The 22,090-nt window shown below is 64.8% G+C and carries 18 protein-coding genes and 1 pseudogene; 8 read left to right on the top strand and 11 right to left on the bottom strand.

Annotated elements, in window-relative coordinates; translation table 11 throughout:
• Positions 1 to 111: 111 nt before the first annotated feature.
• From A9762_RS12990 to A9762_RS12980, 3 genes are all read right to left on the bottom strand, one after another.
• Positions 112 to 1,737, bottom strand: coding sequence for an ATP-binding protein (locus A9762_RS12990; protein ID WP_069342417.1), 1,626 nt, complete (start codon positions 1,735 to 1,737; stop codon positions 112 to 114).
• 126 nt (positions 1,738 to 1,863) lie between these two features.
• A complete protein-coding gene (locus tag A9762_RS12985) occupies positions 1,864 to 2,613 on the bottom strand; it encodes an alpha/beta hydrolase (protein ID WP_083253887.1) in 750 nt (249 codons plus the stop codon).
• 93 nt (positions 2,614 to 2,706) lie between these two features.
• Entirely contained in the window at positions 2,707 to 3,597 is an 891-nt protein-coding gene (locus A9762_RS12980) for a LysR family transcriptional regulator (protein ID WP_069342455.1), read from the bottom strand.
• A 108-nt stretch (positions 3,598 to 3,705) separates the two neighbouring features.
• Between A9762_RS12980 and A9762_RS12975 the strand changes: the two genes are divergently transcribed.
• Both A9762_RS12975 and A9762_RS12970 read left to right on the top strand, forming a co-directional pair.
• Positions 3,706 to 4,737 carry an NAD-dependent epimerase/dehydratase family protein gene (locus tag A9762_RS12975; RefSeq protein WP_069342416.1) on the top strand — a complete coding sequence of 344 codons (1,032 nt, stop codon included), beginning with the start codon at positions 3,706 to 3,708 and terminating at the stop codon, positions 4,735 to 4,737.
• A gap of 31 nt (positions 4,738 to 4,768) precedes the next feature.
• Positions 4,769 to 5,347, top strand: coding sequence for a DUF2165 family protein (locus A9762_RS12970; protein ID WP_083253886.1), 579 nt, complete (start codon positions 4,769 to 4,771; stop codon positions 5,345 to 5,347).
• Positions 5,348 to 5,359: 12 nt separating this feature from the next.
• On the opposite strand, the gene A9762_RS12965 is transcribed toward A9762_RS12970, so the two are convergent.
• Complete coding sequence (locus A9762_RS12965; protein WP_083253885.1) at positions 5,360 to 6,265, bottom strand: IclR family transcriptional regulator; 906 nt, start codon at positions 6,263 to 6,265, stop codon at positions 5,360 to 5,362.
• A 41-nt stretch (positions 6,266 to 6,306) separates the two neighbouring features.
• Complete coding sequence (locus tag A9762_RS12960; protein ID WP_069342415.1) at positions 6,307 to 6,984, bottom strand: hypothetical protein; 678 nt, start codon at positions 6,982 to 6,984, stop codon at positions 6,307 to 6,309.
• A gap of 213 nt (positions 6,985 to 7,197) precedes the next feature.
• On the opposite strand from A9762_RS12960, the gene A9762_RS12955 reads away from it, so the two are divergent.
• Entirely contained in the window at positions 7,198 to 8,460 is a 1,263-nt protein-coding gene (locus A9762_RS12955) for an MFS transporter (protein ID WP_069342414.1), read from the top strand.
• Positions 8,461 to 8,616: 156 nt separating this feature from the next.
• Here the strand turns inward: A9762_RS12955 and A9762_RS12950 are convergent, their stop codons facing one another.
• The 5 genes and pseudogenes from A9762_RS12950 to A9762_RS12930 all read right to left on the bottom strand — a co-directional run bounded on the left by A9762_RS12950 (position 8,617) and on the right by A9762_RS12930 (position 14,457).
• Positions 8,617 to 10,518 (bottom strand): feruloyl-CoA synthase, encoded by a 1,902-nt coding sequence (locus A9762_RS12950; RefSeq protein WP_069342413.1) that lies wholly within the window; start codon positions 10,516 to 10,518, stop codon positions 8,617 to 8,619.
• Positions 10,503 to 11,675, bottom strand: a complete 1,173-nt coding sequence (locus A9762_RS12945; RefSeq protein WP_069342412.1) for an ABC transporter substrate-binding protein — start codon at positions 11,673 to 11,675, stop codon at positions 10,503 to 10,505. The genes A9762_RS12950 and A9762_RS12945 overlap by 16 nt, the downstream gene beginning before the upstream one ends.
• A 64-nt stretch (positions 11,676 to 11,739) precedes the next feature.
• Positions 11,740 to 12,660 (bottom strand): 3-keto-5-aminohexanoate cleavage protein, encoded by a 921-nt coding sequence (locus A9762_RS12940; RefSeq protein WP_069342411.1) that lies wholly within the window; start codon positions 12,658 to 12,660, stop codon positions 11,740 to 11,742.
• Positions 12,661 to 12,733: 73 nt separating this feature from the next.
• Positions 12,734 to 13,660: pseudogene (locus A9762_RS12935) on the bottom strand (3-hydroxyacyl-CoA dehydrogenase NAD-binding domain-containing protein).
• Between the two features lie 38 nt (positions 13,661 to 13,698).
• Positions 13,699 to 14,457, bottom strand: a complete 759-nt coding sequence (locus tag A9762_RS12930) for a crotonase/enoyl-CoA hydratase family protein (RefSeq protein WP_069342452.1) — start codon at positions 14,455 to 14,457, stop codon at positions 13,699 to 13,701.
• 240 nt (positions 14,458 to 14,697) lie between these two features.
• On the opposite strand from A9762_RS12930, the gene A9762_RS12925 reads away from it, so the two are divergent.
• The 5 genes from A9762_RS12925 (at position 14,698) to A9762_RS12905 (ending at position 21,556) form a co-directional block, all read left to right on the top strand.
• Positions 14,698 to 15,609 (top strand): helix-turn-helix transcriptional regulator, encoded by a 912-nt coding sequence (locus tag A9762_RS12925; protein WP_083253884.1) that lies wholly within the window; start codon positions 14,698 to 14,700, stop codon positions 15,607 to 15,609.
• A 245-nt stretch (positions 15,610 to 15,854) separates the two neighbouring features.
• A complete protein-coding gene (locus A9762_RS12920) occupies positions 15,855 to 16,364 on the top strand; it encodes a sigma-70 family RNA polymerase sigma factor (protein ID WP_069342410.1) in 510 nt (169 codons plus the stop codon).
• The gene (locus A9762_RS12915; RefSeq protein WP_069342409.1) at positions 16,361 to 17,365 is read left to right on the top strand and encodes a FecR domain-containing protein; all 1,005 of its coding nucleotides are present in this window, start codon (positions 16,361 to 16,363) and stop codon (positions 17,363 to 17,365) included. The genes A9762_RS12920 and A9762_RS12915 overlap by 4 nt, the downstream gene beginning before the upstream one ends.
• 217 nt (positions 17,366 to 17,582) lie before the next feature.
• Positions 17,583 to 20,042 (top strand): TonB-dependent receptor, encoded by a 2,460-nt coding sequence (locus A9762_RS12910; protein ID WP_240493544.1) that lies wholly within the window; start codon positions 17,583 to 17,585, stop codon positions 20,040 to 20,042.
• An 8-nt stretch (positions 20,043 to 20,050) separates the two neighbouring features.
• The gene (locus tag A9762_RS12905) at positions 20,051 to 21,556 is read left to right on the top strand and encodes an enterochelin esterase domain-containing protein (RefSeq protein ID WP_069342408.1); all 1,506 of its coding nucleotides are present in this window, start codon (positions 20,051 to 20,053) and stop codon (positions 21,554 to 21,556) included.
• 1 nt (position 21,557) lies between these two features.
• On the opposite strand, the gene A9762_RS12900 is transcribed toward A9762_RS12905, so the two are convergent.
• Positions 21,558 to 22,088 (bottom strand): helix-turn-helix domain-containing protein, encoded by a 531-nt coding sequence (locus A9762_RS12900; RefSeq protein WP_083253882.1) that lies wholly within the window; start codon positions 22,086 to 22,088, stop codon positions 21,558 to 21,560.
• Positions 22,089 to 22,090: the final 2 nt, after the last annotated feature.

The following is a 22,090-nucleotide window of genomic DNA, read 5'->3' as shown; positions in this document are numbered from 1 at the left end:
TTGGTGCTCTGGAGTATGGGTGGGACGTTTCGAATTGGGAAATTAAATGTTTGGTTGCCTGCTATTCGGAAAATGGATGCATGCCGGACGAGGAAAGCTCGCGTGTTCCGCTCATCCGTCGTAGCCGCGAAACAGACCGCACAGGCGGAAGACGTCTTCCGTGTAAGGCATGTTCTTGACCTTGCAGTAACGGCTGGCGAGCTTCATCAGTTCCTTGATGTCGCGTCCGCTCGCCTTCGGATAGCGGGCCGCGAGCGTTTCGATCAGGCCGTCGTCGAGATACGCCCCGACCTGCTCCGCCTGCATGCGCCACAGTCTGCGCGCGTCGGTCGCGCATGGCGTCTCGTAGTGAATGGTCGCGATGCAACGCGAGAGAATCGCGTCGTCCACATCCCCGATGCGGTTCGTCGTCATGAACAGCAAGCCGTGGAAGTACTCCAGCGAGCGCAGGAATTCCGCCACGATGGCGTTGTGCTCCAGATCGTTGTCGCGCCGCCGGATGTACACGTCCGCCTCGTCGAGCAACAGGATCGCGTTCCAGCGCATGGCGCGGCGCAGAATGCTCATGAGGGTGGCGCCGACCGACGCCGCCGTCGTGCCCAGTTGTCCGGAATGCACGCGGTACAACGGCTTGCCGACGACTTCGGAATAGATCTCCGCCGTGAGCGTCTTGCCCAGGCCCGGCGCCCCCTGACACAGGATCGTGGCGCCGCCCGATTTGCCGGGAACGAAGTCCGGCATCATCGCGTCCATGTTCGACGTCAGAATATCGATCAGGTCGTGGTGATGCGCCGGCAACACCAGTTTGTCGCGCAGGCTCGGCTGGTATTCGTACTCGGTCATGTTCTGCACGTGCACCCAGAGATTGCGATGCCAGTCCAGATGGAACACGTGCACGTAGCAATGCAGCGGAATCGTCTCGAACGCCTGCGCGATCTCGGCATTGCGCCAGAAGTCGGCGTCGCACGCCATCTCGAAGTTGCGCTCCAGGCGCTCTTCGTCGTTCACACACTTCGCTGTCACGCCATCGCCCACGCGAATCAGTTCCGTGCCGCCCTTCGGATCGACGGAGAACGCGGCACGACTCAGCACGAACTGCGCGCCGAACGCACGCTGCACACGCAGGAAGCGCTGGGCGTGCTGTTCGTATTCGGCCTTGAACTCGGCGCATTCCTTGTAGAAGCCGAACTCGGCGAGCAGCTCGGGAATCGTGCGATTCGCAATGTCGTCGCGCGTGAAGACCAGCGACGTGGTCATGCCGGAGCGGCGCGGACGATGTTCCGTCGGGCTCAGGTTGGCCGATTGCATCGTGTTGGCCAGCATGTCCACGACGACATACGGAGACCCCTGATCCGGCTCGACATAGCGCAGTCGACGCACGAGCCACGGCAGCAGCGCGCCGTCGCGATGACGCTGATACAGCCAGCCGTCGATGACGTCGCGCGCAAGGTAGGCGACCAGCCCCGGCACCAGCTTGTCCAGACTCGGAATGACGCGGGCCTGCGGCGCGTTGTAGACGTTGTCCAGCGCAAGCATCTGGAACATCAGCGCCCGCTCGTTCTGCGACTTGCTCAGCACGTAGAGCGTATTGAGCGACTTGGCGTCGAACCATTCGCTGGAGACGAGCATATTGCCGCGACACACGCCGTAGGCCGTCAATTGCTTGCCCAGCGGCGAGTCGGTGCCGATCAGTTGCATCAGCGGGTGAATCAGTGATTCGGGAATTTCGAAATCCATGGACGGCACTCCCCGTATGGCGTGTCAGGCGGATGAGGTCTTTAAGACGTTCGTGACATTCGCAACATTCGGCCCGGGCGCTGCGTCGTATCGACGCGGGCAGCGCGTGTAGACCGGTGCGCGCGTTCAGGCGAGGAAGAAGTCGATGGCTTTTGCCACGACACCCGGCTCGATGATGTGCAGCCCGTCGAATTCGACGTATTGCACATCGTAGCCCGCCGCTTTGAGCTTGTTTGCGTTTTGTCGCCCGCTGGTGGCGATCGGCAATTGCTCGTCGATCAAGCCATGCGCGATGAACACCTTCGGCAGCCCTTCCTGCACGAAGATCGACATGAAGCCGCCGGAAAACGCGATGACGTGGCTCGCAATGTCGCCATTCGTCACCCCGATGGACAACGCATAGCTCGCGCCGTCGGAAAAACCGGCGAACGCCACATGCTGCGTGTCGATGGCATAGCGCGCCGCGACCCGGCGCAATGCCGCCTGCAACCGCTCCAGATCAGGCCCGTTACCGCCAATGACGATGTCCCACGTCGGGAAGGTCGAGTGCGGGGCGAGCACGAGAAACTTGTGGCGATCGGCATGCGCTTCGATGAACGGCAACACCTTCTCGGGGAAACCGCCCGCGCCGTGGAACATCACGAACAGCGGCACCGGCTTGTCAGTCGGCAAATCGTCGGGCACATACAGCACGGCGTCGCGTGTCTCGCTCAGACCGAGGGGGTGACGCCCGGGCGCGAAGGGTTCGGAAGCGGAATCAGAAGCGGGATCAAAAGCGGAAGCGGCGGCCGACGCAGCCTCAGGCGTCGCCAGAGGCATCGATGCGGACGTGATGACGTCCGGTGACATGCGTCCGAACAATGAAGGGTCGAACATGGCGCGGTGATTGTCTCGTGATCGTTGATGTTATTGATATATTGTATATCACACATTTCTTCACGGACATTCGGTATTTGCCGCGCAGCCGCCTTATCCGGCCATGTAGGTGGTTAATCCGGCCACGAGTGCATCGAAGGTGACTTTGCATCGGGGGCTTGAACGCAGGTCTTCGTGCATCGTCACCCAGGTGTGCAACCGGAAGCGAAACGCGCTGGGCAAGATCCGCACGAGACGCGCATCGCGTCTGGCGAGCGGCACCTGACATCCCCCGATGCCGTACCCTGCGCGAATCATCGCCAGTTGCGACAGATCGCTGTCGGTGCGGAACGCGAAGTTGTCGCGCGACCACACGGGCACGCCGCGCGTGGCTTCGCGCAGGAAAGGTGTCATCTGGTCGAAGCCGATCACCGTATGGTGCGCGAGATCGGCCAGCGACGCCGGCACGCCATGGCGTGCGAGGTAATCGTCGCGGGCATGCAGTCCGACGTCGATGATCCCCACCCGCCGCGCGATCAAGGCGTCTTGCTGCGGAGGCGCCATGCGCACCGCGATATCCACTTCGCGATGCAGCAGATCCTGAATGCGGTTCGTAGGCACGAGTTCGATGGTGAGGTCCGGATGCGCGCGGCGCAGCGCCGTCAGGATCGGCGGCAACACCTCCACCCCGACCACCTCGCTTGCCGAAATCCGTACGACACCGCGTGCACCGTCCCCATGACTGGCGGCCGCCCGCTCGAACGCCAGCGCCGTGTGCTGCATGGCCTGTGCGTGCGGGCGCAGCGACTGTGCGGCATCCGTGGGCAACAGGCCGGTCTGCGAGCGGGTGAACAGCGTTTGCCCGAGCGCCGCCTCAAGCGCCGCAATATGACGGCCCGCGGTCGGCTGCGTGATACCCAGCGCACGCGCGCCGCCCGACAGCGAGCCTTCCGTCAACACGGCGAGAAACGTCCGGTAAAGGTCCCAACTCAGTTCAGAGGTCATGTTCCCCACCATACAAAAATGTATAGCCGATAGATGATTTTCGGCAATTTTATTCCAACTCGCTCGCGCGGAGAATGGCATCACCGACAACCAACGAGGTGCCTCCTCATGATCCAATCGACTCAACGAAAAGTGTCCCGTGCGCTGGTCCTCGGCGCGACGGGTGGCATCGGCGGCGAAGTCACGCTGCAACTGCTCACGGCCGGGTGGCAGGTGCGTGCACTGCGTCGTGGCGGTGCGCCGCACTCGGCCGCGTCCGCGACCCAGGCGCCCGACATCGGCATCGAATGGATCGACGGCGACGCCATGCAAGCGGACGATGTGCTCGCCGCCGCGCGCGATTGCGATGTGATCGTGCACGCCGTCAATCCGCCGGGGTACCGCAACTGGAACACGCAGGTGTTGCCGATGCTCGACAACACCATTGCCGCCGCCACGCGGTATGGTGCGACCATCGTCCTGCCGGGCACCGTCTACAACTATGGTCCGGAGACATTTCCGAGGCTGCGCGAAGATGCGCCGCAACGCCCCCTCACACGCAAGGGCAAGATTCGCGCGACGATGGAAGCCCGTCTGCGCGACGCCAGCCGCAACGGCGTGCAGACGATCATCGTGCGTGCCGGGGACTACTTCGGCCCACGCACACGCAATAGCTGGTTTGCGCAAGGACTCGTGAAGCCGGGGCAACCGGCGCGTATCGTGCAAGTCCCCAATGCCCCCGGCATCGGTCATGAATGGTCTTATCTGCCGGACGTCGCGCGCGCCATGGTCATGCTGATCGAGCGACGTGCCACCCTCGCCGATTTCGCCAACTTCCATATGGCGGGTCATTGGGATGCGGACGGCACGGAGATGGCCGCCGCCATCACCCGAGTCATGGCGCGCCATGGTATCGAGGTCACGACCCGGCGCTTCCCGTGGTGGCTGATGACGTTGCTGTCGCCCTTCGTCACGACGCTGCGCGAAATGCGTGAGATGCGTTACCTGTGGAAGCAACCGGTACGCATGGACAATACCCGGCTCGTCGATGTGCTCGGTGAAGAACCGCACACGCCGCTCGACGTCGCCGTCCACGCCACGCTCGAAGGGCTGGGATGCCTGCCGGGAAAGCCGTCGGCCAAGGGTTTCGCATACCCCTGATTTATACAAGTGTTAACTTGCATAAATCACCATGCGCTCCTATCCTTTGGCGTACTTCCCAATGCTCGTCTTCGCGAAGACGGGCATCCCGAAACCACAGGAGCCCCTGCCGATGTCCGGTGTTGTCGAGACGTTCGATGCTTTCGTAATTTTCAAGCTGGTGCTGGTGGCCGGACTGACGTTATGGTCCGCCATCGCTGCGCTGAACAATGTGGTGGCGTTCAGCGCGTCGGCGGGGGCTATCGGTGCCACGTTGATCATGGCGCCGTTACGTGCGCCACCGGCCATCGACCTCCCGCTGTTGCGTCGGGCATTGCGCGCGAAGGGCTGGTCCGTGCTGGCGCTATCGATCGTGATTGCCCTTCAGATCGCGGCCACCGTCTGCCTCGGATGGGGTGGCATTCAGTTGGCGGGAGCCATCGGCCACGGCGCGACAGCGACGGCCATCGCATGGGCCACGCTCGGCCTTAGCGCGCTAAGCGCCGCGTGGCTGATGATGATGATCGGCGGCCTGTGGTTCGGCTACTGGATCCGTCAGGAAGGTCTGCAACTCACGCACATGATGTTGCTGACACTGACGATTGCCGCGGCCGCCGTGCTGCGAATGTAATCCGGGATGTAATCAGTCGCCGCGCGCCCCGCCGAGCAGACGCGAGATGCGCCGCGCCGCATCGGTGAGCGCTGCGACCGTCTGCGGATTCGGGTGAGCGGGCAGATAGTGGATCGAGCCGACGATGGCGAGCGTGCCGAACAGCGATCCGTCGTCCTGCACGATCGGTGCGGCCAGCGCGTTCACGCCCAGAAACACCTCCTCAGGCGCATCGGCCCAGCCCCGCTCGCGTACCAGCGCCAACTCGTGCGACAACCGCATCGCGTCGGTAATGGTATGCGGCGTGCAGGCGTCGAGCGGCGCGGCGAGCACTGCGTCGCGCCGGTCCTGTGCGCCGAACGCCAGCGCAATCTTGCCCTGCGCCACGCTATGCAACTTGAACTGCGTGCCCGGGTGCAGCAGGATCTCCAGCGGACTGCGACCTCGCATCACATCGAGCACGACCACATCGGTTTCCGTGAACGAACTGATGACGATGGTCTGCCCCACGGCATCGCGCAATTCTTCCATGACGGGACGCGCCAGTCCCACGACATCGAACTGCTTGACCAGCTTCTGGCCCAGCAGGAACAGACGCCAGCCGATGCGGTACCGGCTCGTGCGCGGGTTCTGCACGACATACCCTTCCTGACGCAGCGCCGTGAGATGGCGATGCACTCGTGCCTTGGGTACGCCGAGCGCTTCTGCCAGATGCGTGACGCCGCACTCGGCATTGCGCTCGGCCAGCAACTCCAGAATGCGCAGCGAAATGACCGAAGTCGACGACGTGTTGAGTTCGTCTGCGCCCCGCTCTCCCGCATCGCCCGCCGCGTCGCCCATGCCGCGCTCCGCCGCGCCCGGCGCAGTGGCGGCACGTACGGTGCGAGGGCTGCGGGCGCTCTGGATCACGTCGTTCAGGCTGTCCTTCGATCGTTTCACTGATTGTCCTTTGTCACTGTCGCCGCACGTCGACTAAGCGGTTATTGCGCGTCGAGCGAGATGAAACGCTCGCCGAACACGTGATAGCGCTGCGGCTTGTTCTTGTTCGCGTCCTCGGGGCGCACGTAACGAATCGAGCTGCGATTGCGACACGCCCGCGGCAGAACGAAGCAACGGATGAACGTGGTATCGCGCGCCTCGGTCGTCGGTGCGAGCACCGGCGCGTGGCCGAGTTCGAGCCAGGCCTGTCCCGGCCCGTGGGTGTGCGATGCGCCGAGCGTCTCGATCGTGATCTCGCCCTCCAGCGTGCAACGCACGCCGGGGCCTTGATGCACGTGCGTATGCGCCACGCCGCCGGGGGGGAATTGTACCTTGTCGCAACGCATGAGCCACTGTTGGCGCGGGTCCAGCTCGATCGGCGCGGCAAGCTTGAGCGTCGACGATGCCCCCGGTGCCGAAGCAATCTCTCCCGGCGACGGCTCGTTGCCCGTCATCAACTCCCAACGCCACAACGTCGCCCCTTCGCTGCCCGCGATCAGCGCCACGCTGTCCTCGCCCAGCCAGGCACTTTGCGCCGGATGGTGCTGGGCGCCCGTATCGAACTCGATGGCCACGTCGCCATGCACGACGTAAATCGCCCGGCGCGCGGCCGGCAGATACACGGGCGGATGGTTCGGTGCGATGACATCTTCAAACAAACGCAATTGGAACGGCTTCACTTCTCGATCTCCTGTGACCAACCTGTTGCCCCGACCATCGAGACAACCTTGATGATGAGTATCGACTATCGATACGCAAAGCACCATTTATGGTTTACCACGAGAACAGATTTCCAAATGTCCTGTTACCATTCAAACGAAATCATTCCCATACGTATCGATAGTCGATACGTGAGGTATGACACTAGGATGGGTTCCATGAAGGAGACAAGAATGGACACTGGCACGACCGCCCTGAATTCGGCGGGCGCGGCACGCCGGCCGTGGTATCGCGGTGCGAGCGCTGCGCAATGGCGCGCGTTTGGTTCGGCCTATATCGGCTGGATGCTCGACATCATGGATCTGATGCTGTTCGCGATGGTGATTCGCTACATCAGCGTCGATCTGCATTTCGACAAGGGCGTGGCGGGCATCATCGCATCTCTCACGCTGCTGGCGACGGCCTTCGGCGGCCTGTTCTTCGGCTTTCTCGCCGACCGCATCGGCCGCACCAAGTCGATGATTCTCTCGATCCTTTGCTACTCCATCGGCACCGCGCTGTGCGGCTTCGCCGATTCGGTGACGTCGCTGCTCATCTTCCGCTTCCTGCTCGGTCTCGGCATCGGGGGCGAGTGGTCGGCGGGTGCCGCACTGATCACCGAGACGTGGCCTGCCGAGCATCGCGCCAAGGTCATGGCATGGGTGCAGAGTGCGTTTGCCGTGGGTTATGCGGTGGCCGCCATCGTGGCCGCCGTGATCCTGCCGCACTTCGGCTGGCGCTGGGTGTTCGCGTTCGGTCTGGTGCCGACGGTGCTGGCCTTCTGGGTGCGCCGTCACGTGGAGGAACCGGCGATCTGGCGTGAGCAGCGCGTGCGACTGACGCTCGGTCAGACGCTTGGCATGCTGTTCGGCCCGTATGCCCGTCGTACGATCGTCGGCCTCGCCTTCACGGCGGCGGCGATGTGCGGTTACTGGGGGTTGTTCACGTGGATTCCGGCCTATCTGTCGACGCCGATCGACCAGGGTGGCCCGGGCTTCGATCTGATCCGTTCGACGACGTGGATCGTCATTATGCAGGTCGGCGCGGCAGCGGGCTTCGTGTGCTTCGGCTACATCGCCGATCGCATCGGATGCCGCAAATCGTTCCTGCTGTTCTTCATCGTGTCGGCGATCACGGTGCCGCTCTATGTCGTGATCCGCGAGCCGATGCTGCTGCTGGCGTTCGGTCCGGTCGTGGCCTTCTTCGGCACGGGCTTCTATAGCGGCTTTGCCCCGACGTTCGCCGAGATGTTCCCGACGCAGGTGCGCGCCACCGCACAGGGTTTCATCTACAACACGGGACGCGCCGCCAGCGCCCTCGCCCCGGCTGCCGTCGGTCTGCTCTCGCGCGGCGAGAACGTGAGCGTCGCGCTGGGCGCGACCGCCGGGTTCTTCCTGCTCGCGGCCATCATCGTCTACTTCTTCCTGCCGGAAAGCCACGGCGAAGCGCTCGCCTGAATTGGCGTCTGCGTCTCATGCTGAAGGTTGCGTCACGACGACATGACGACATGACGACATGACGACCTCACGCGCCGGTGACATGCCCTGTCACCGGCGCGTGGTCGTTCTCACTTCCCTCGATCTATCAGACTCCCCTGCGGTGTCACGTTGTGATTACCCAGTAGTCGATGCGGATTCCGACAACCGAATGACCGACGCGCAATCCGAATAGAGGCGTGCGACGTCGTCGGCTCTCAGCGTCAGCACGGCCCGCTGGTTGACGTACCCTTTGTCCGTGATCTCCCCCTGCTCCAACGACGGCGACGATGCCAGGATGGCAGCCCGCGCGGCCCGTTGCGAACTGCCCGCGTCCTGTGCGAGTTGCGCAAGCGCCTGCGCGATGTGCGAGCGCACGTCGTCGTGCATTGCCATCGCCTTGCCCGCATGGGTCTCTTGCCGCGTGCCGGGAGGTGCCGCCACATCAGCCACCCTCGCTCGCATGGCGGGACTCGGAAAGATCAACAGCCCGATTTCATCGCGGTCATGGCCCGCGATCACGACATCCGATGCATACGGCGCCAGCGCCGTCACCGCGCGCAAACGCAGTGCACCAACGGAGACCCACGTGCCGCTCGTCAGCTTGAAGTCCTCGGACACGCGACCGTCGAAGATCACGCCCGCACCCGGATCGTCGACATCGGACAAACGGCCCGCGTCTCCGGTACGGTAGAAGCCCTCCTCGTCGAATGCGGCCGCCGTGGCGTCAGGGTCCCCGGCGTAGCTGCGAAAGACCGATGGTCCACGCACGCGCATCTCCAGCTTGTCGCCGTTGGGCACGAACTTGAGTTCGTTGCCCGGCGTGGGCAGGCCGATGTTGCCCGCCCCCGGGATCGGGAAATGTACGCTCGTGATGAGCGGCGACGTCTCCGTCGCACCCCACGCCGAAGTGAAGAACGGCATCGTGTCGCAATGGCGTGACGCCAGTCGCTCGAAGCGCTGCCAAACCGCCGGCGGCAAACTCGCCGCCGCGTAGAACAGCACTTGCAGACGACCGAAGAAGCGCGCGGCGAAGTCCTCGTCGTCCTCCAGAAACGGCGCGAGCGCTTCGAAGCCCTTCGGTACGTTGAAGTGCAGCGTGGGCGACACATCGCGCAGGGCTTCCACGGAACGGCCGATCAGCTCCGGCACAGGGCGTCCATCGTCCACATAGAAGGCGCCGCCATTGCGCAACGCCATGTGAAAGTTGTGATTCGCGCCGAAGGTGTGGCTCCAGGGCAGCCAGTCGACGACGATCGGTGCGGCTTCATCGAGAAAATGCCAGCATTGCGCAATCATCTGCTGGTTGGCGGCCAGCATCCGGTGCGTGTTCACCACGATCTTCGGCTTGCCGGTCGATCCCGAAGTCAGCAGCAGCTTGGCCGTGTCTTCGGGACGTACCTGTGCGAAGACCGTGTCGAGCGCCGCCGACGCCGACGTACTCGCCAGCGCGTCGAACGTCAGCCAGCCGGGGCGCGCATTGCGCGTCGCCACGATGGGGCATGCGATCGGCGCGCCGTCCAGCGCGCGCGAATAGGCGTCGCCATCTTCCACATACACCAGCGCCGGATCGAGCCGCGCGAGAATGCCATGCAGCTTGCTCATGTCCTTCGCGATACGCGAGTAAGCCGACGACACGATGGCGGTCTGACGCCCCGCCATCATCGCACCGAGCACGAGCAACGCATGATTCACGCTGTTGTCCGACAGGATGACCACCGGCCGGTCGCGCGGTACGTCCAGATCGAGCAAGGCCTGCCCGATGCCGCGCGCCATCGCCAACGCTTCGCGATACGTCACGCGTCGCCAGAGATCCGTGGACGTCGCACCCTCGCCCGCCTGACGACGCTCGGCCACGAACACGGCGTCGGGCGTGCGCGCCGCCCATTGCACGAGCCAGTCGGCCGGGCTGCGCGCGAACTCGCCCAGCGGGGTGCGCGAGCGGATGACGAAACTGCCGTCCGCGCGCTGCTCACGCTCGATATCCGGTCGGGCAAGACGGCGCGCGCCGGCCGTCGCCACGCTCAGTCGATCGTCCACTTTCCGCCCTTGACCGTGACGAGCACGCGACCGTCTTCGCCGTAAGCCGAATGGTCCTGTGCGTTGACGTTGATCATGCCGTGCGTGGCAGCCAGACCGCGCGTCTGTTCGATGGCGGCGACCAGGGCGTCGCGAAACGCCTGCGTGCCCGGCTGCGCCTGCTTCGCCGCGACTGCGACAGCACGGTCGAGCACCAGATAGGCGTCGTACGCATACCCTGCGAACAGGTTGCGCGAGCCTGCGCCGTACTGCGACTCGTAGCGCTTGGCGAAGTCCGTCGCCACGGCCTTGCCCGGATGGCTCGCCGGCAGTTGCTCGGCCACGAGAATGTTGCCCACCGGCAGAATCACGCCCTCGGCGCTCTTGCCCGCCACGCGCAGGAAGTCGTTGTTGGCCACACCGTGCGTCTGATAGATGCGCCCTTTATAGCCGCGCTCGCGCAGGGTGCTCATCGGCAGCGCACCGGGTGTGCCGCTCGCCGCGATGATCACGGCATCGACATTGGCCGACATCACCTTGAGTGCCTGCGCCGTCACCGACTGGTCATTACGGGCATAGCGCTCGACGGGCGCCACCTGAATCTGACGTGCCCCCGCCCGGGCCTGAATGTCCTTGAGCCACGCTTCGCCGTACGAGTCGCTAAAACCGATGAAGCCCAGCGTCTTCACCTTGTGCGCCTTCATGTCGTCGAGCACCGCGTCGGCCATGACCGCGACCGACTGCGGCAACGAGAAGACGTAGCGCATCTGCGCCGCGCTCGGCACGAACGGACACAGCCCCAGTTGCGGCGTGCGCGTGTCGGCCGCCACCGCCGCCACCGCCAGACACGCCGGCGTGGTGGATGACCCGATGATCGCGTCGACCTTGTCTTCCGTGGCGAGTCGCCGGGCGTTCTTCGTCGCGGTGGTCGGATCGGTGGCGTCGTCGAGCACGACGTAGCGTGCCGGCAGCCCGCCGAGCGTCTGCGGCAGCATGCTGATCGCCTGCTTCTCCGGAATGCCGAGCGAAGCGCCCGGACCGGTGGTCGACAGCGTGACGCCGACGGTGACGCCCGCCGGTTGCGCGCTCGCCTGCGTCGAGGCGCAAAACGCCGCAACGCACAACGACAACGCTGAGAGCGAGAAAGCAAAACTGCGTGTGAACCCGTTTGCCGCCATGTGACATGTCTCCTGGAATGTTTTCGTTCTTGGGGCCGGACAGCTTGCGACGCTCACCTGCGGATCAACGCACGGCGAACTCCGGCAGCACTTCGCGGTTGCGCGGCAAGCCCATGATTTCGCGCGCTTCCTTCGGCGTGGCGGGCTCATAGCCCATTTCGCGCACGAGACGCACCACGCGCTCGGTGAGTTGCTGGTTCGTCGCCGGCACGCCGTGCTCGTAGTACAGGTTGTCTTCGAGTCCCACACGCACGTGCCCGCCGAGCAGCAGCGAGTTCATGGCGGATGGCAATTGCGCCGGGCCGATGCCGCTCACGCAGAAGATGCTGCCCTTGGGCAACAGATCGACCATCGACTGCAACACACGCGGCGTGTACGGCATGGCGTTCTGGAAGCCACGATGCACGCCGAGCACGAGATTGACGAAGAACGGCTCGTCGTCGAAACCGGCGGCCGTCAGCGTGGCGAGGTCCTGCACGATGTGCGTCGGGCTGAACACTTCCCACTCGGGCTTGATGCCGCGCTTCTTCATCTCCACGGCGAGATGCTTCGAGCGCTCCGGCGAGGTGTGCATCAGCAGTTCGCGGCCGCCGAAGCTCGCGATGATCGTGGTGGCGTCGAGCGTGCACATCTCCGCGCCCGCATCCATCCCCTTCAGGCGTTCTTCCCAGAGGATTTCCCAGTAGCCGTTGTCGGCCTGCCCGATCATGTCGCCGTGTACGCCGCCGCCCGTCGAGTTGTTGATGACGATGTCGCACTTGTCGCGAATCCGGCGGTTGATGTCGCGATAGATCGCCGGATCGCAGGTAGCGCCGTCGTCGCCCGGGCGACGGGCGTGAATTGCCACGACGCTCGCGCCCGCGTTGTAGCAGTCGTAGACGTCGCGAGCGATTTCGTCCGGTTGCGTGGGCAGATGGGGGTTCTGCGATTTGTAGGCCATGCCGCCAGTGGGCGCGATCGTGACGATGACTTTGGGTTTGCTCATGCCTGTCTCCTGATGCGATGTCTTGTTCGCTGTCTTGTTCGATACGGAATTGCGTCGGGGGCGTGCCCCAAGATCACGACTTGCTCGCGAGAATGCCGAGAATGACGGCGTCGCGCTGGGCTTCGAGGCGCGCATTGCCACGCCCGGCCAGTTCGGCTTCGACGCCGGCGGTAATACGTGCCTTGAGGTCATCCGTGAGCACCGGCGCGCCGAGGTCGGCCCACCACGACTCGATGGGCGGGCCGAGATGGTCGAGCAGATGCGCGATGCCGCCCGCACCGCCCGAGAGGTGCAGATTCAGGAAGGGCCCGAGCGCCGCCCAGCGCAATCCGGGGCCGTAGGCGATGGCGTCGTCGATGTCCTCGACGGACGCCACACCGGCGTCAACGAGATGCATCGCTTCGCGCCACAGCGCCGCCTGCAAGCGGTTCGCGATATGGCCCTTGACCTCTTTCTTCACATGAATCGCCCGCTTGCCGATCGCACGGTAGAACTGCATCGCAGTCTCGATCGCGGCGGACGACGACTGCTCACCGCCGATGACCTCGACCAGCGGAATCAGATGCGGCGGATTGAACGGATGCCCGAGCACGACACGCGCCGGATGCGTGCACACCTATTGCACTCGACTCATCAGCAGGCCCGACGAACTCGATGCGATCACGACGGACGGCGGCAACGCGGCGTCCATCTTCCGAAACAGGTCCTGCTTCAGATCTTCGCGCTCGGGGCCGCTCTCCTGGACGAAGTCCGCGCCTTCGAGTGCTGCGTCGAGCGTGTCGTGGAACGTCAGCGCGTCGCGCGTCGCACCGGCCGTCAGACCAATGCGGATGAGCGTCGGCCAGTGCGCGTCGACGGCTTCACGCAAGCGCTCACGCGCTCCCGGCGCAGGGTCCCACGCGCTCACACGCAAGCCGCGCGCGAGAAAGTACGCCGCCCAACTGGCGCCGATGACGCCCGTGCCGATGACCGCAACCTGTTCGATGTTGTCGTATTTCACATTCGTCTCCGTGGGGGATGGCCGCTCATGTCTCGCGCTCAGCGCGCGGATCGGCCCAGAAAGCTTTCCATGCGCGCACGCGCTTCGGGCGTGGCCAGCATCAGCGCACTCGTCACCGACTCGGTAAAGAGCCCGTCGGCCATCGACATATCGTGGATGCGCGAGAGCGCGTGAATCGTCGCCCAGTTCGACAACGGGCTGTTCGCGGCCGTGTCGCGGGCCAGTTGCGTGGCAAGGGCGAGGCCTTCACCGGCGTCCGTCAGATAGTGGCCGAGGCCGAGGCGCTCGCCGTCGACCGCGTCATAACGGCGCCCCGTAAGCATCATCTCCGTCATGCGGTCCGGGCCGAGAATGCGTGCGACACGTACCGACGCACCACCGCCGACGAAGATGCCACGCTTGCCCTCGGGCAACTGGAAGAAGGCGTTGCGCTCGATCACCCGCACATGGGCAGCAAGCGCCAGTTCGAGACCGCCACCGATGACAGCGCCCTGTAATACGGCGACGACGGGACGTCCGCCGAACTGGATATCGTGAAACACCTTATGCCAGCGCTGCGAGACACGCAGCACGTCGATGGGATCGCGCGTGCTGTTCTCGGCGAGATCCAGTCCGGCGCAAAAATGGTCGCCGGCGCCGGTGAGCACGACGGCACGCACGCTGTCGTCGAAATCACGAAACGCCGCTTCCAGCGAGTCGATGGCCGCATCGCAAAGCGCATTGCGCTTGTCGGCACGGTCGAGCGTCACGAAGGCGATGGCGTCTTCGACGCGCACACGCAAGTGGGGATAGGTCATTGTCTGCATTCGCTCCAAATCGTGAAAAGTATCTTATAAGATATTTTTCACGTTGCGGGCGTTGTGCAATGCAGTTCAGGGTTAACAGGGATATTTCGTCAATAAAGGCAATTTAATGCACATTATTGCCGTGCAATGCGTCACCCCGGACGAATCAGCCCCTTACATGCGGTATCTCATAGTATATTTACCGCTAACCCTGCCTGATCCTCGACGATCACGCCACCGCATGACTTGCCGATGACGACATTACCTCCCGACGCTGCTCCCCTCGATCTGGCCGACGACGCCGGGGTGTCGTCACGCCTGGCCTCGCTCGCACGGCAAGTGCGCACGTTGCGGGCGCAACGCGGCATGACTCGCAAGCAACTGGCCGCCCAGTCGGGGGTGTCGTTACCGTATCTCGCGCGCGTGGAAGCGGGCACCGGCAACGTTTCGCTCGCCGTGCTCCACAAGCTGGCCGAAGCGCTGAACGTCGGCGTCGAGACGTTGGTCGCTGAACGAACCGTCTACGACGGCGACTTGCTGATCCTGATCGAATACCTGCGTCAGCAACCGGCCGACGTGCTGTCTCGTCTGCGGCGGCAGATCGTTGTGCCGAGCGCGGCGGACATTCGTCACACCGGGCAACGCATCGCCCTCATCGGATTGCGCGGCGCAGGCAAGTCGACGCTCGGCCCCCAACTGGCAAAAGCCATTGGCGCGCCGTTCATCGAGCTGGATAAGGAAGTAGAGCGCGAAGCGGGCATCGCCATCGGCGAAGTCATCACGCTTTACGGGCAGGCCGCGATGCGTCGTATCGAACGGCAATGCATCGAACGGATCATCGCCGAGCACGAGCATGTCGTGCTGGCGACCGGCGGCGGCATCGTCTCCGAAGCCCCGACGTTCGAGCGCGTCCTGCGTGCCTTCCGCACAGTCTGGCTACGTGCACGCCCGGAAGTCCATTTCCAGCGGGTCATGCAACAGAACGACGCCCGTATCGCCACCGAAGCACTCCGCAACGAGGCGCTCGACCACATCCATCGCATGCTCGACGCGCGCGAGTCGCTCTACCGGCTGGCCGATGTGACGCTCGACACCTCCGACATGACGCCCGAAGCGGCGCTCGCCACCCTCAAGGCCTCGCTGGCGCCGGCTCAGGCGGCCTGAACACCCACGCCCGACGGAAGCGCCAGAACGTCGACTGCCCCGCCTTCCCCCGCAGCGGTTGTTTCGCCTGTTGCGTCGCCTCATGATTCACAATTACAATTAATAAGAATCATTATCATTTGAGAATCGACGACAACCCCGGCTGACTGCCGCAAGACCGGCGGCGTCAGCGGGGTCGACCGGCCTGCCCTGTGCGGTATTGCATGGCGACGGCGGGAAGCGGCGTCGGGCAAACACGGGGAATCATGGAAAGTCATTTTCAGCGCGAGGTGGGAGCGCTCTATCGCGATCATCACGGCTGGCTGCGCGGCTGGTTGCGCAAGAAGCTCGGCAATGCGCTCGATGCCGCCGATCTCGCGCACGACACCTATCTGCGCGTGCTGTGCACCGGACGCGCGCCACAAGCCGACGACTCCCGACGCTACCTCGCGCGCATCGCCAACTGTCTGGTCGTCGATCTGTTTCGCCGACGTCACCTCGAAGCGGCTTACCTTGAGACACTGGCCGCGCTCCCGGAGCCGGTCGTGCCATCGCCCGAGACACGCGCGCTGGTGCTCGAAGCGCTCATCGAAATCGACACCCTGCTCTCCCGCTTGCCCGCCAAGGCCCGCACCGCCTTCCTGCTGTGCAAGCTCGAAGGCCTTGGCTATCGCGAGATTGCCGAGCGATTGCAGGTCTCGGTGTCGTCAGTGGAGAAGTACGTCGCGCAGGCGCTGCGCGAGTGCTACGCCGTGCAGTACGGGAGCGACGCATGAACGCCACGCACACGGCGTCGCCGCTCGCCCCGGAAGTGGTCGAGCGCGCCAGTCTCTGGCTCGCCCGACTCTGGTCCGAAACCGTCACCGCCGAAGACATTGCCGCCTGCGAACGCTGGCGTGCGGCGCATCCCGATCACGAACGTGCGTGGGCGCGCCTCGGCGTCATCGGTCAAAAGTTTCAGGCGCTGGAGTCGCTTGAGTCGCTGCCACCCCGCGTCGCTTTCGAGACGCTGACGGCACGCCCTTCACCGCGCGTGGCCAACGCCGGACGCCGTCGCGCGTTGCGCGTCTTCGGCGGCGTCATCACGCTTGCCGGTGCGGGCTACACGCTGCGTCGCTCACCCATGTGGGACACCGTCGTCGCCGACTATGCCACGGGGGTCGGCGAAGTCCGGCAGGTCACGCTGGCGGATGGCACGCGACTGTGGCTCGACACCGCGTCGGCCGTCGACGTTCGTTTTTCGCCGGGCGAGCGACGCATTGCCCTGCGGCGCGGACGTATTTGCGTCGAGACCGGCGCGGCACGTCACCGCACGCCGCTGGTCGTTGCCACTCGGCAAGGCGAGATTCGCGACATCGGCACACGCTTCACGGTCCGCGACGACGGCAATCGCACCCAGGTCGCCGTCTTCGACGGCATCGTACTCGTACAACCGACCGACGGCACCCGCGCCCAACGCCTCGATGCCGGACAAGCGGCGAGCTTCTCGTCGACCGACATCGATCCGGCCGACGCGTCGGCAGCGTTCGACGAAAATGCCGCCGCCTGGACGCGCACGCAGCTCATCGTCGAGCGCATGCGCCTGGGCGACCTCGTCGACACGCTGGCCCGCTACCGACGCGGCATTCTGCGCTGCGACGCGGCAGTGGCCGACCTGCGCGTGAGCGGCGTGTTCTCGCTCGCCGACACCGACCGTGCGCTATCGAGTCTCGCCGTCGGCCTGCCCGTGGAGACGGTGTACCGCACGCGCTACTGGGTCATGGTGAAGGCCAGATAACCGCCACAGGCATCCGTCAACGCCCCGCCAGACAACGATCCGACAACTTTTTTCATTTTTTTGCGATTTCGGTTGAGGGTTTGCCGATCTCGTTCGGAATACCTGTATGCACCGGTGCGAGGTGTGCGATGTGTGCGAGAGGCACACGTCAGGCACACGAGAAGTCATCGCACCGGCATCCCTTTCCGAACTCACTGGCTTCCCAGCTACTACGACCGTGTTGATTTCCGAAGCTGTTCCTCTGCGTCCGACGCCTTTCGCCGCCGCCCTTCGTCCTGCCGTGGCGCTCCTCATCACGCTGGCTGCCGCCGGCATGGCCGATCGCGCCAGCGCTGCCCCGTCCGTCCCCGCAACCACCGCGCAGAGTGTCCCCGACGCCCGCCGCGCGTGGCAGGTCGCCCCGGGCACGCTCGACGCCGTGCTCAACCGCTTCGCCAACGCCGCAGGCATCGAGCTGGTTGTTGACGCGTCGCTCACGCAGGGCCGCCAAAGCACCGGGATCGACGGCGAATACACGCTGACGCAAGCGCTCTACCAGTTGCTCTCGCCACATCAGTTGCAAGCGATGCGCAGCACTCAGGGCGTCTACACGCTTCGCGCCGCCGTGCAGGACACCGGCGCTGCGATGGGCGACGGCGTGCTGCTGCCCACCACGCATGTCGTCGCACAGGCGGTCGGTCTGCCGGAAGCCTACGACGGCGGACAGGTCGCCCGCGGCGGTCATCTCGGGCTGCTCGGCAACAAGGACCTGATGGACGTGCCGTTCAACATCACGTCCTACACCGCCAAGACGATTCAGGACCAGCAGTCGACCACACTCGCCGACGTGCTGGACAACGACCCCTCGGTGCGCTTCACCACGTCGAGCGGCCACATGTACGAGAACTTCAGCGTGCGCGGCTTCCCGCTCACGGCGGACGAAGTCTCGCTCAACGGCATGTTCGGCCTATCGCCTTACGGTCACGTGCCGACCGAGTTCATCGAGCGCGTGGAAGTGCTCAAAGGCCCCAACGCACTGCTCAACGGGATGTCGCCGTCGGGCGCGGTCGGCGGTGCGATCAACGTGGTGACCAAGAAAGCCGAGAGCACACCGCTCGCGCGTGTGACGGCCGATTACCTCTCCGACTCGCAATTCGGCGTGCAGGCCGATCTCGGACGCCGCTTCGGCGACAACGAGCAGATCGGCATCCGCTTCAACGGCGCACTGCGCGACGGCCGCACCACGCTCGACGGCCAGAACAAGCAACGCCAGTTCGGCTCCGTCGCTCTCGACCTGAAGACCGACCGCGTGCGCATCGGACTCGACGCCTATACCGATACGGAGAAGTACACCGGCGGCAGCCCGTGGATGGCGACGTTCGCGACGAAGGTCGTCGCGCCGCCCGCCGCAGGCACCAACGTGCTGCGCGGCGAATACGGCAATCTGGAGAGCACCGGCGTGCAATTGCGCGGCGAAGTCGACGTGACGGACGCCATCACGGCTTACGCCGGCATCGGGGCGCTGAGCTATCGCTATTCGGGCTTCATCACCGGCACACGCACCGGCCCGATCAAGGCCGACGGCAGTTATACCGGCGCGACGTATTTCCAGCGCGGCTGGACCGACACCCTCTCGCTCGACGCCGGCGTGCGAACGCGCTTTCGCACCGGTCCGCTCAAGCATGAGCTGACGCTCTCGGCGACGTCGCTCGACACGACCAACGGCAACGTCTTCACCACGAGCGCGAACTACACGTCGAACATCTACGCACCGGTCAACCCGACGCTCGCGAAAGATCCCGGCGCCGCGCCCAAGACGTCGGACTCCACGCTGTCGAGCTTCGCACTGGCCGACGCCGTATCGATGTGGCAGGACCGCGTCACGCTGATCGCCGGTCTGCGCAGCCAGCGGGTTCGGGCCGCCGCCTACTCGGCCACCACCGGGGCACGCACCTCGAACTACGACGAGAACGCGATCACGCCGGCGTTCGGACTGGTGCTCAAGCCGTTCGGCCCGAACGTCTCGCTGTATGGCAATTACATCGAAGGACTCACGCAAGGCGGCATGGTGACCGACGTGAGCGCGGCCAACTACGGACAGGTCTTCGCGCCGTATCGCAGCAAGCAGGCAGAGGTCGGTGTGAAGTGGGACGCCGGCAGCTTCACCAACACGCTCTCGTTCTTCCAGATCACCAAGCCCGGCATGATCAAGGACGTGGCGACCAACACGTACAACCCGGACGGCGAGCAGCGTAATCGCGGCGTCGAGTGGAACGTGTTCGGCGAGTTCACGCCACGCTGGCGTGTACTGGGCGGCGTGGCCTACACGCGCGGCGAACTGACCAAAACGGCGGGCAACCTCTACAACGGCAACACGCCGTATGGCGTGCCCAAGTGGACGGCGAACCTCGGCACCGAATGGGATCTGCCGTGGGTGCCGGGCGTCACGCTCACGGGTCGCATGATCACCACGAGTTCGCAATACGTGAACTCGGCCAACACACAGCAGATCGGGGGATGGACGCGGTATGACGTCGGCGCATGTTATGCCACGCGCATCTACGGCAAGGGCGTGGTGTTTCGTGCTGCCGTGGAAAACGTCACCAATCGCATTGCGTGGTCGGGCACGTTCAACGACGGTTACGTGATCCAGAACGCGCCGCGTACGTTCAAGCTCTCCGCCAGCATCGACTTCTGAGGTTCGCCATGACGTTTCCCATGACCCGGACGGCGATGGCCGTTGCCGTCACGATCTCCGCCGCGTGGCTCGGCAGTGCGACGAACGTGGCGCATGCTGCGCCCACCGCATCCCACGAAGCATCGCTCGCCTGTGCAGGCGACCCGCAAGCGCCGAAGCATCGCCTCGGGCTGGTCAGTCCGCGTCTGCTGGCGTTGAACGCCACGCTTTGTGCAGGCGGTGACACAGCGGCATTCTGGCGCGAAGTCGATGTCGCAGGCACGCCGATGATCGAAGCCATTGCCCAGGACACCGTGACGGGCGACGAGACCGCCTCACTGCTCGCACAACCGCCGGGCAAGGTCTCGCTGATGACATTCCTCTGGCGCGGGCATCCGAAGAACGTGCGCATTCTGGGCGCGCCGTCGGGCGACCACGACGACATGCGTCAGTTGGGGAACAGCGATGTCTGGTATCGCAGCTACGTCGTGCCCGACAGCGCGCGTCTGTCGTATCAGCTCGCGCCGGACGTCCCCGAAATCGAGGGCACGGCCATGGAGCGCCGCCGCGCAGTGGTGAAGACCTTGCAGGTCGATCCGCTCAATCGTCACCCCTTCACGGTGGAGGGGTTCGACGGCAAGCGCCATGTGAAGTCGTCGGTGACGTTACCGGACGCCCCGCCGCAGCCGTGGATGGAACGGCGTGCCGATGTCCCGGCGGGTACCTTGCAAGCCACCCGCCTCACCAGCAAGGCGCTCGGCAATACGCGCGATGTCTACGTCTATCGCCCCGCCGGGTATCGCGAGAACGATCCGTCGCAGGGACTGCTGGTCGTCTTTGACGCACACGCCTATGTGAACACGGTCCCGACACCGGTGATCCTCGACAACCTGATCGCCGAAGGACGCATTCCGCGAACGGCTGCACTCATCGTCGGTGTAATCGACGGCAGCACGCGCGGCAAGGAGTTGCCGCCTGACCCGGCCTTCGCACGCTTTCTCGCCGACGAGTTGATGCCGTGGGCAAAAGCACAGGGCGTATCGGCTCCCGCCGCGCACACGGTCGTGGCGGGATCGAGCTATGGCGGGCTGGCCTCGGCGTGGGCGGCGCATGAAGCGCCGCAATGGTTCGGCAACGTGCTGTCGCAGTCCGGTTCTTACTGGTGGGCGCCGTCGCAAGGCGACGCCGACACGCGCGAATCCGGCTGGCTGATCCGCCAATACGCCGAAGGACCGCGCCTGCCGGTGAAGTTCTATCTCGAATCGGGGATGTTCGAAGACCGTCGCGGGCCGACGGGCATCGGCACCTCGGGACGCCACATGCGCGATGTCCTGCGCGCCAGGGGATACCGCGTGACGTACACCTCGACGGCCACCGGGCACGACTACCTCCAATGGCGCGGGTCGCTCGCCTGCGGCCTGATGGCGCTCATCGGCACGCCCGACACGCAGCGTGCATTGCAGACGCGTCCGGCCGCCGCAGATAGCCTCGCCGGCATCTGCTCGATGCCGTCGTTCGGCACCGCCGCGAAGTAATTCAGCGCGTCTGCCGCCTCGGGTTCACGAGGTTCTGGGGCTTCGCGACATTGCCCGGCCGAGGCGGCGGCGTCTTTCGTGCGGACGTTTTCACTGGGCCGTCGGCGTCCGTGGCACGTCGGGTGCGTTGGGTGCGTTGGGAGCTCGCCGCGCCCGCGAGCCGCAGCAATCGCTGGAACTGAGGACACGCCAGATGCTCCGGCGCAGGGCACACGGCGGCATGACGCAAACCGTCACGCAGCGCGCCGAGCTGGCGGATGGTCCGGTCGATGTCGTCAGCCCTCGCTGCCAGCTTTGCCCGGTCGATGTTCGCCTTGCCTTGCGGCAGCAACATGCCCGCAATGTCTTCCAGCGAGAATCCCGCGGTGCGCCCCAGCGCAATGAGCGACAGCGTCTGCAAGACCGAGTCGTCGTATTGACGGCGCAGCCCCCGCCGCCCCATCGCGGCAATCAATCCCTTCTCCTCGTAATACCGCAGCGTGGACGCCGGAACGCCCGCTCGCGCCACCACTTCGCCAATGTCCAGTGCCATGT

It is taken from the genome of Pandoraea sp. ISTKB, assembly GCF_001721285.1.
Lineage (GTDB): Bacteria > Pseudomonadota > Gammaproteobacteria > Burkholderiales > Burkholderiaceae > Pandoraea > Pandoraea capi.
The sequence above is the reverse complement of the archived record's forward strand: the minus strand, read 5'-3'. Positions and strand labels throughout refer to the sequence as shown.

Bases quoted from the DNA above. Each gene is read 5' to 3' on its own strand.
- A9762_RS12920 (WP_069342410.1), top strand. From the start codon at position 15,855: ATGGAAAGTCATTTTCAGCGCGAGGTGGGAGCGCTCTATCGCGATCAT.
- A9762_RS12985 (WP_083253887.1), bottom strand. From the start codon at position 2,613: ATGTTCGACCCTTCATTGTTCGGACGCATGTCACCGGACGTCATCACG.
- A9762_RS12945 (WP_069342412.1), bottom strand. From the start codon at position 11,675: ATGGCGGCAAACGGGTTCACACGCAGTTTTGCTTTCTCGCTCTCAGCG.
- A9762_RS12940 (WP_069342411.1), bottom strand. From the start codon at position 12,660: ATGAGCAAACCCAAAGTCATCGTCACGATCGCGCCCACTGGCGGCATG.
- A9762_RS12900 (WP_083253882.1), bottom strand. From the start codon at position 22,088: ATGGCACTGGACATTGGCGAAGTGGTGGCGCGAGCGGGCGTTCCGGCG.
- A9762_RS12990 (WP_069342417.1), bottom strand. From the start codon at position 1,737: ATGGATTTCGAAATTCCCGAATCACTGATTCACCCGCTGATGCAACTG.
- A9762_RS12925 (WP_083253884.1), top strand. From the start codon at position 14,698: ATGACGACATTACCTCCCGACGCTGCTCCCCTCGATCTGGCCGACGAC.
- A9762_RS12970 (WP_083253886.1), top strand. From the start codon at position 4,769: ATGCGCTCCTATCCTTTGGCGTACTTCCCAATGCTCGTCTTCGCGAAG.
- A9762_RS12955 (WP_069342414.1), top strand. From the start codon at position 7,198: ATGGACACTGGCACGACCGCCCTGAATTCGGCGGGCGCGGCACGCCGG.
- A9762_RS12915 (WP_069342409.1), top strand. From the start codon at position 16,361: ATGAACGCCACGCACACGGCGTCGCCGCTCGCCCCGGAAGTGGTCGAG.
- A9762_RS12930 (WP_069342452.1), bottom strand. From the start codon at position 14,457: ATGACCTATCCCCACTTGCGTGTGCGCGTCGAAGACGCCATCGCCTTC.
- A9762_RS12905 (WP_069342408.1), top strand. From the start codon at position 20,051: ATGACGTTTCCCATGACCCGGACGGCGATGGCCGTTGCCGTCACGATC.
- A9762_RS12980 (WP_069342455.1), bottom strand. From the start codon at position 3,597: ATGACCTCTGAACTGAGTTGGGACCTTTACCGGACGTTTCTCGCCGTG.
- A9762_RS12975 (WP_069342416.1), top strand. From the start codon at position 3,706: ATGATCCAATCGACTCAACGAAAAGTGTCCCGTGCGCTGGTCCTCGGC.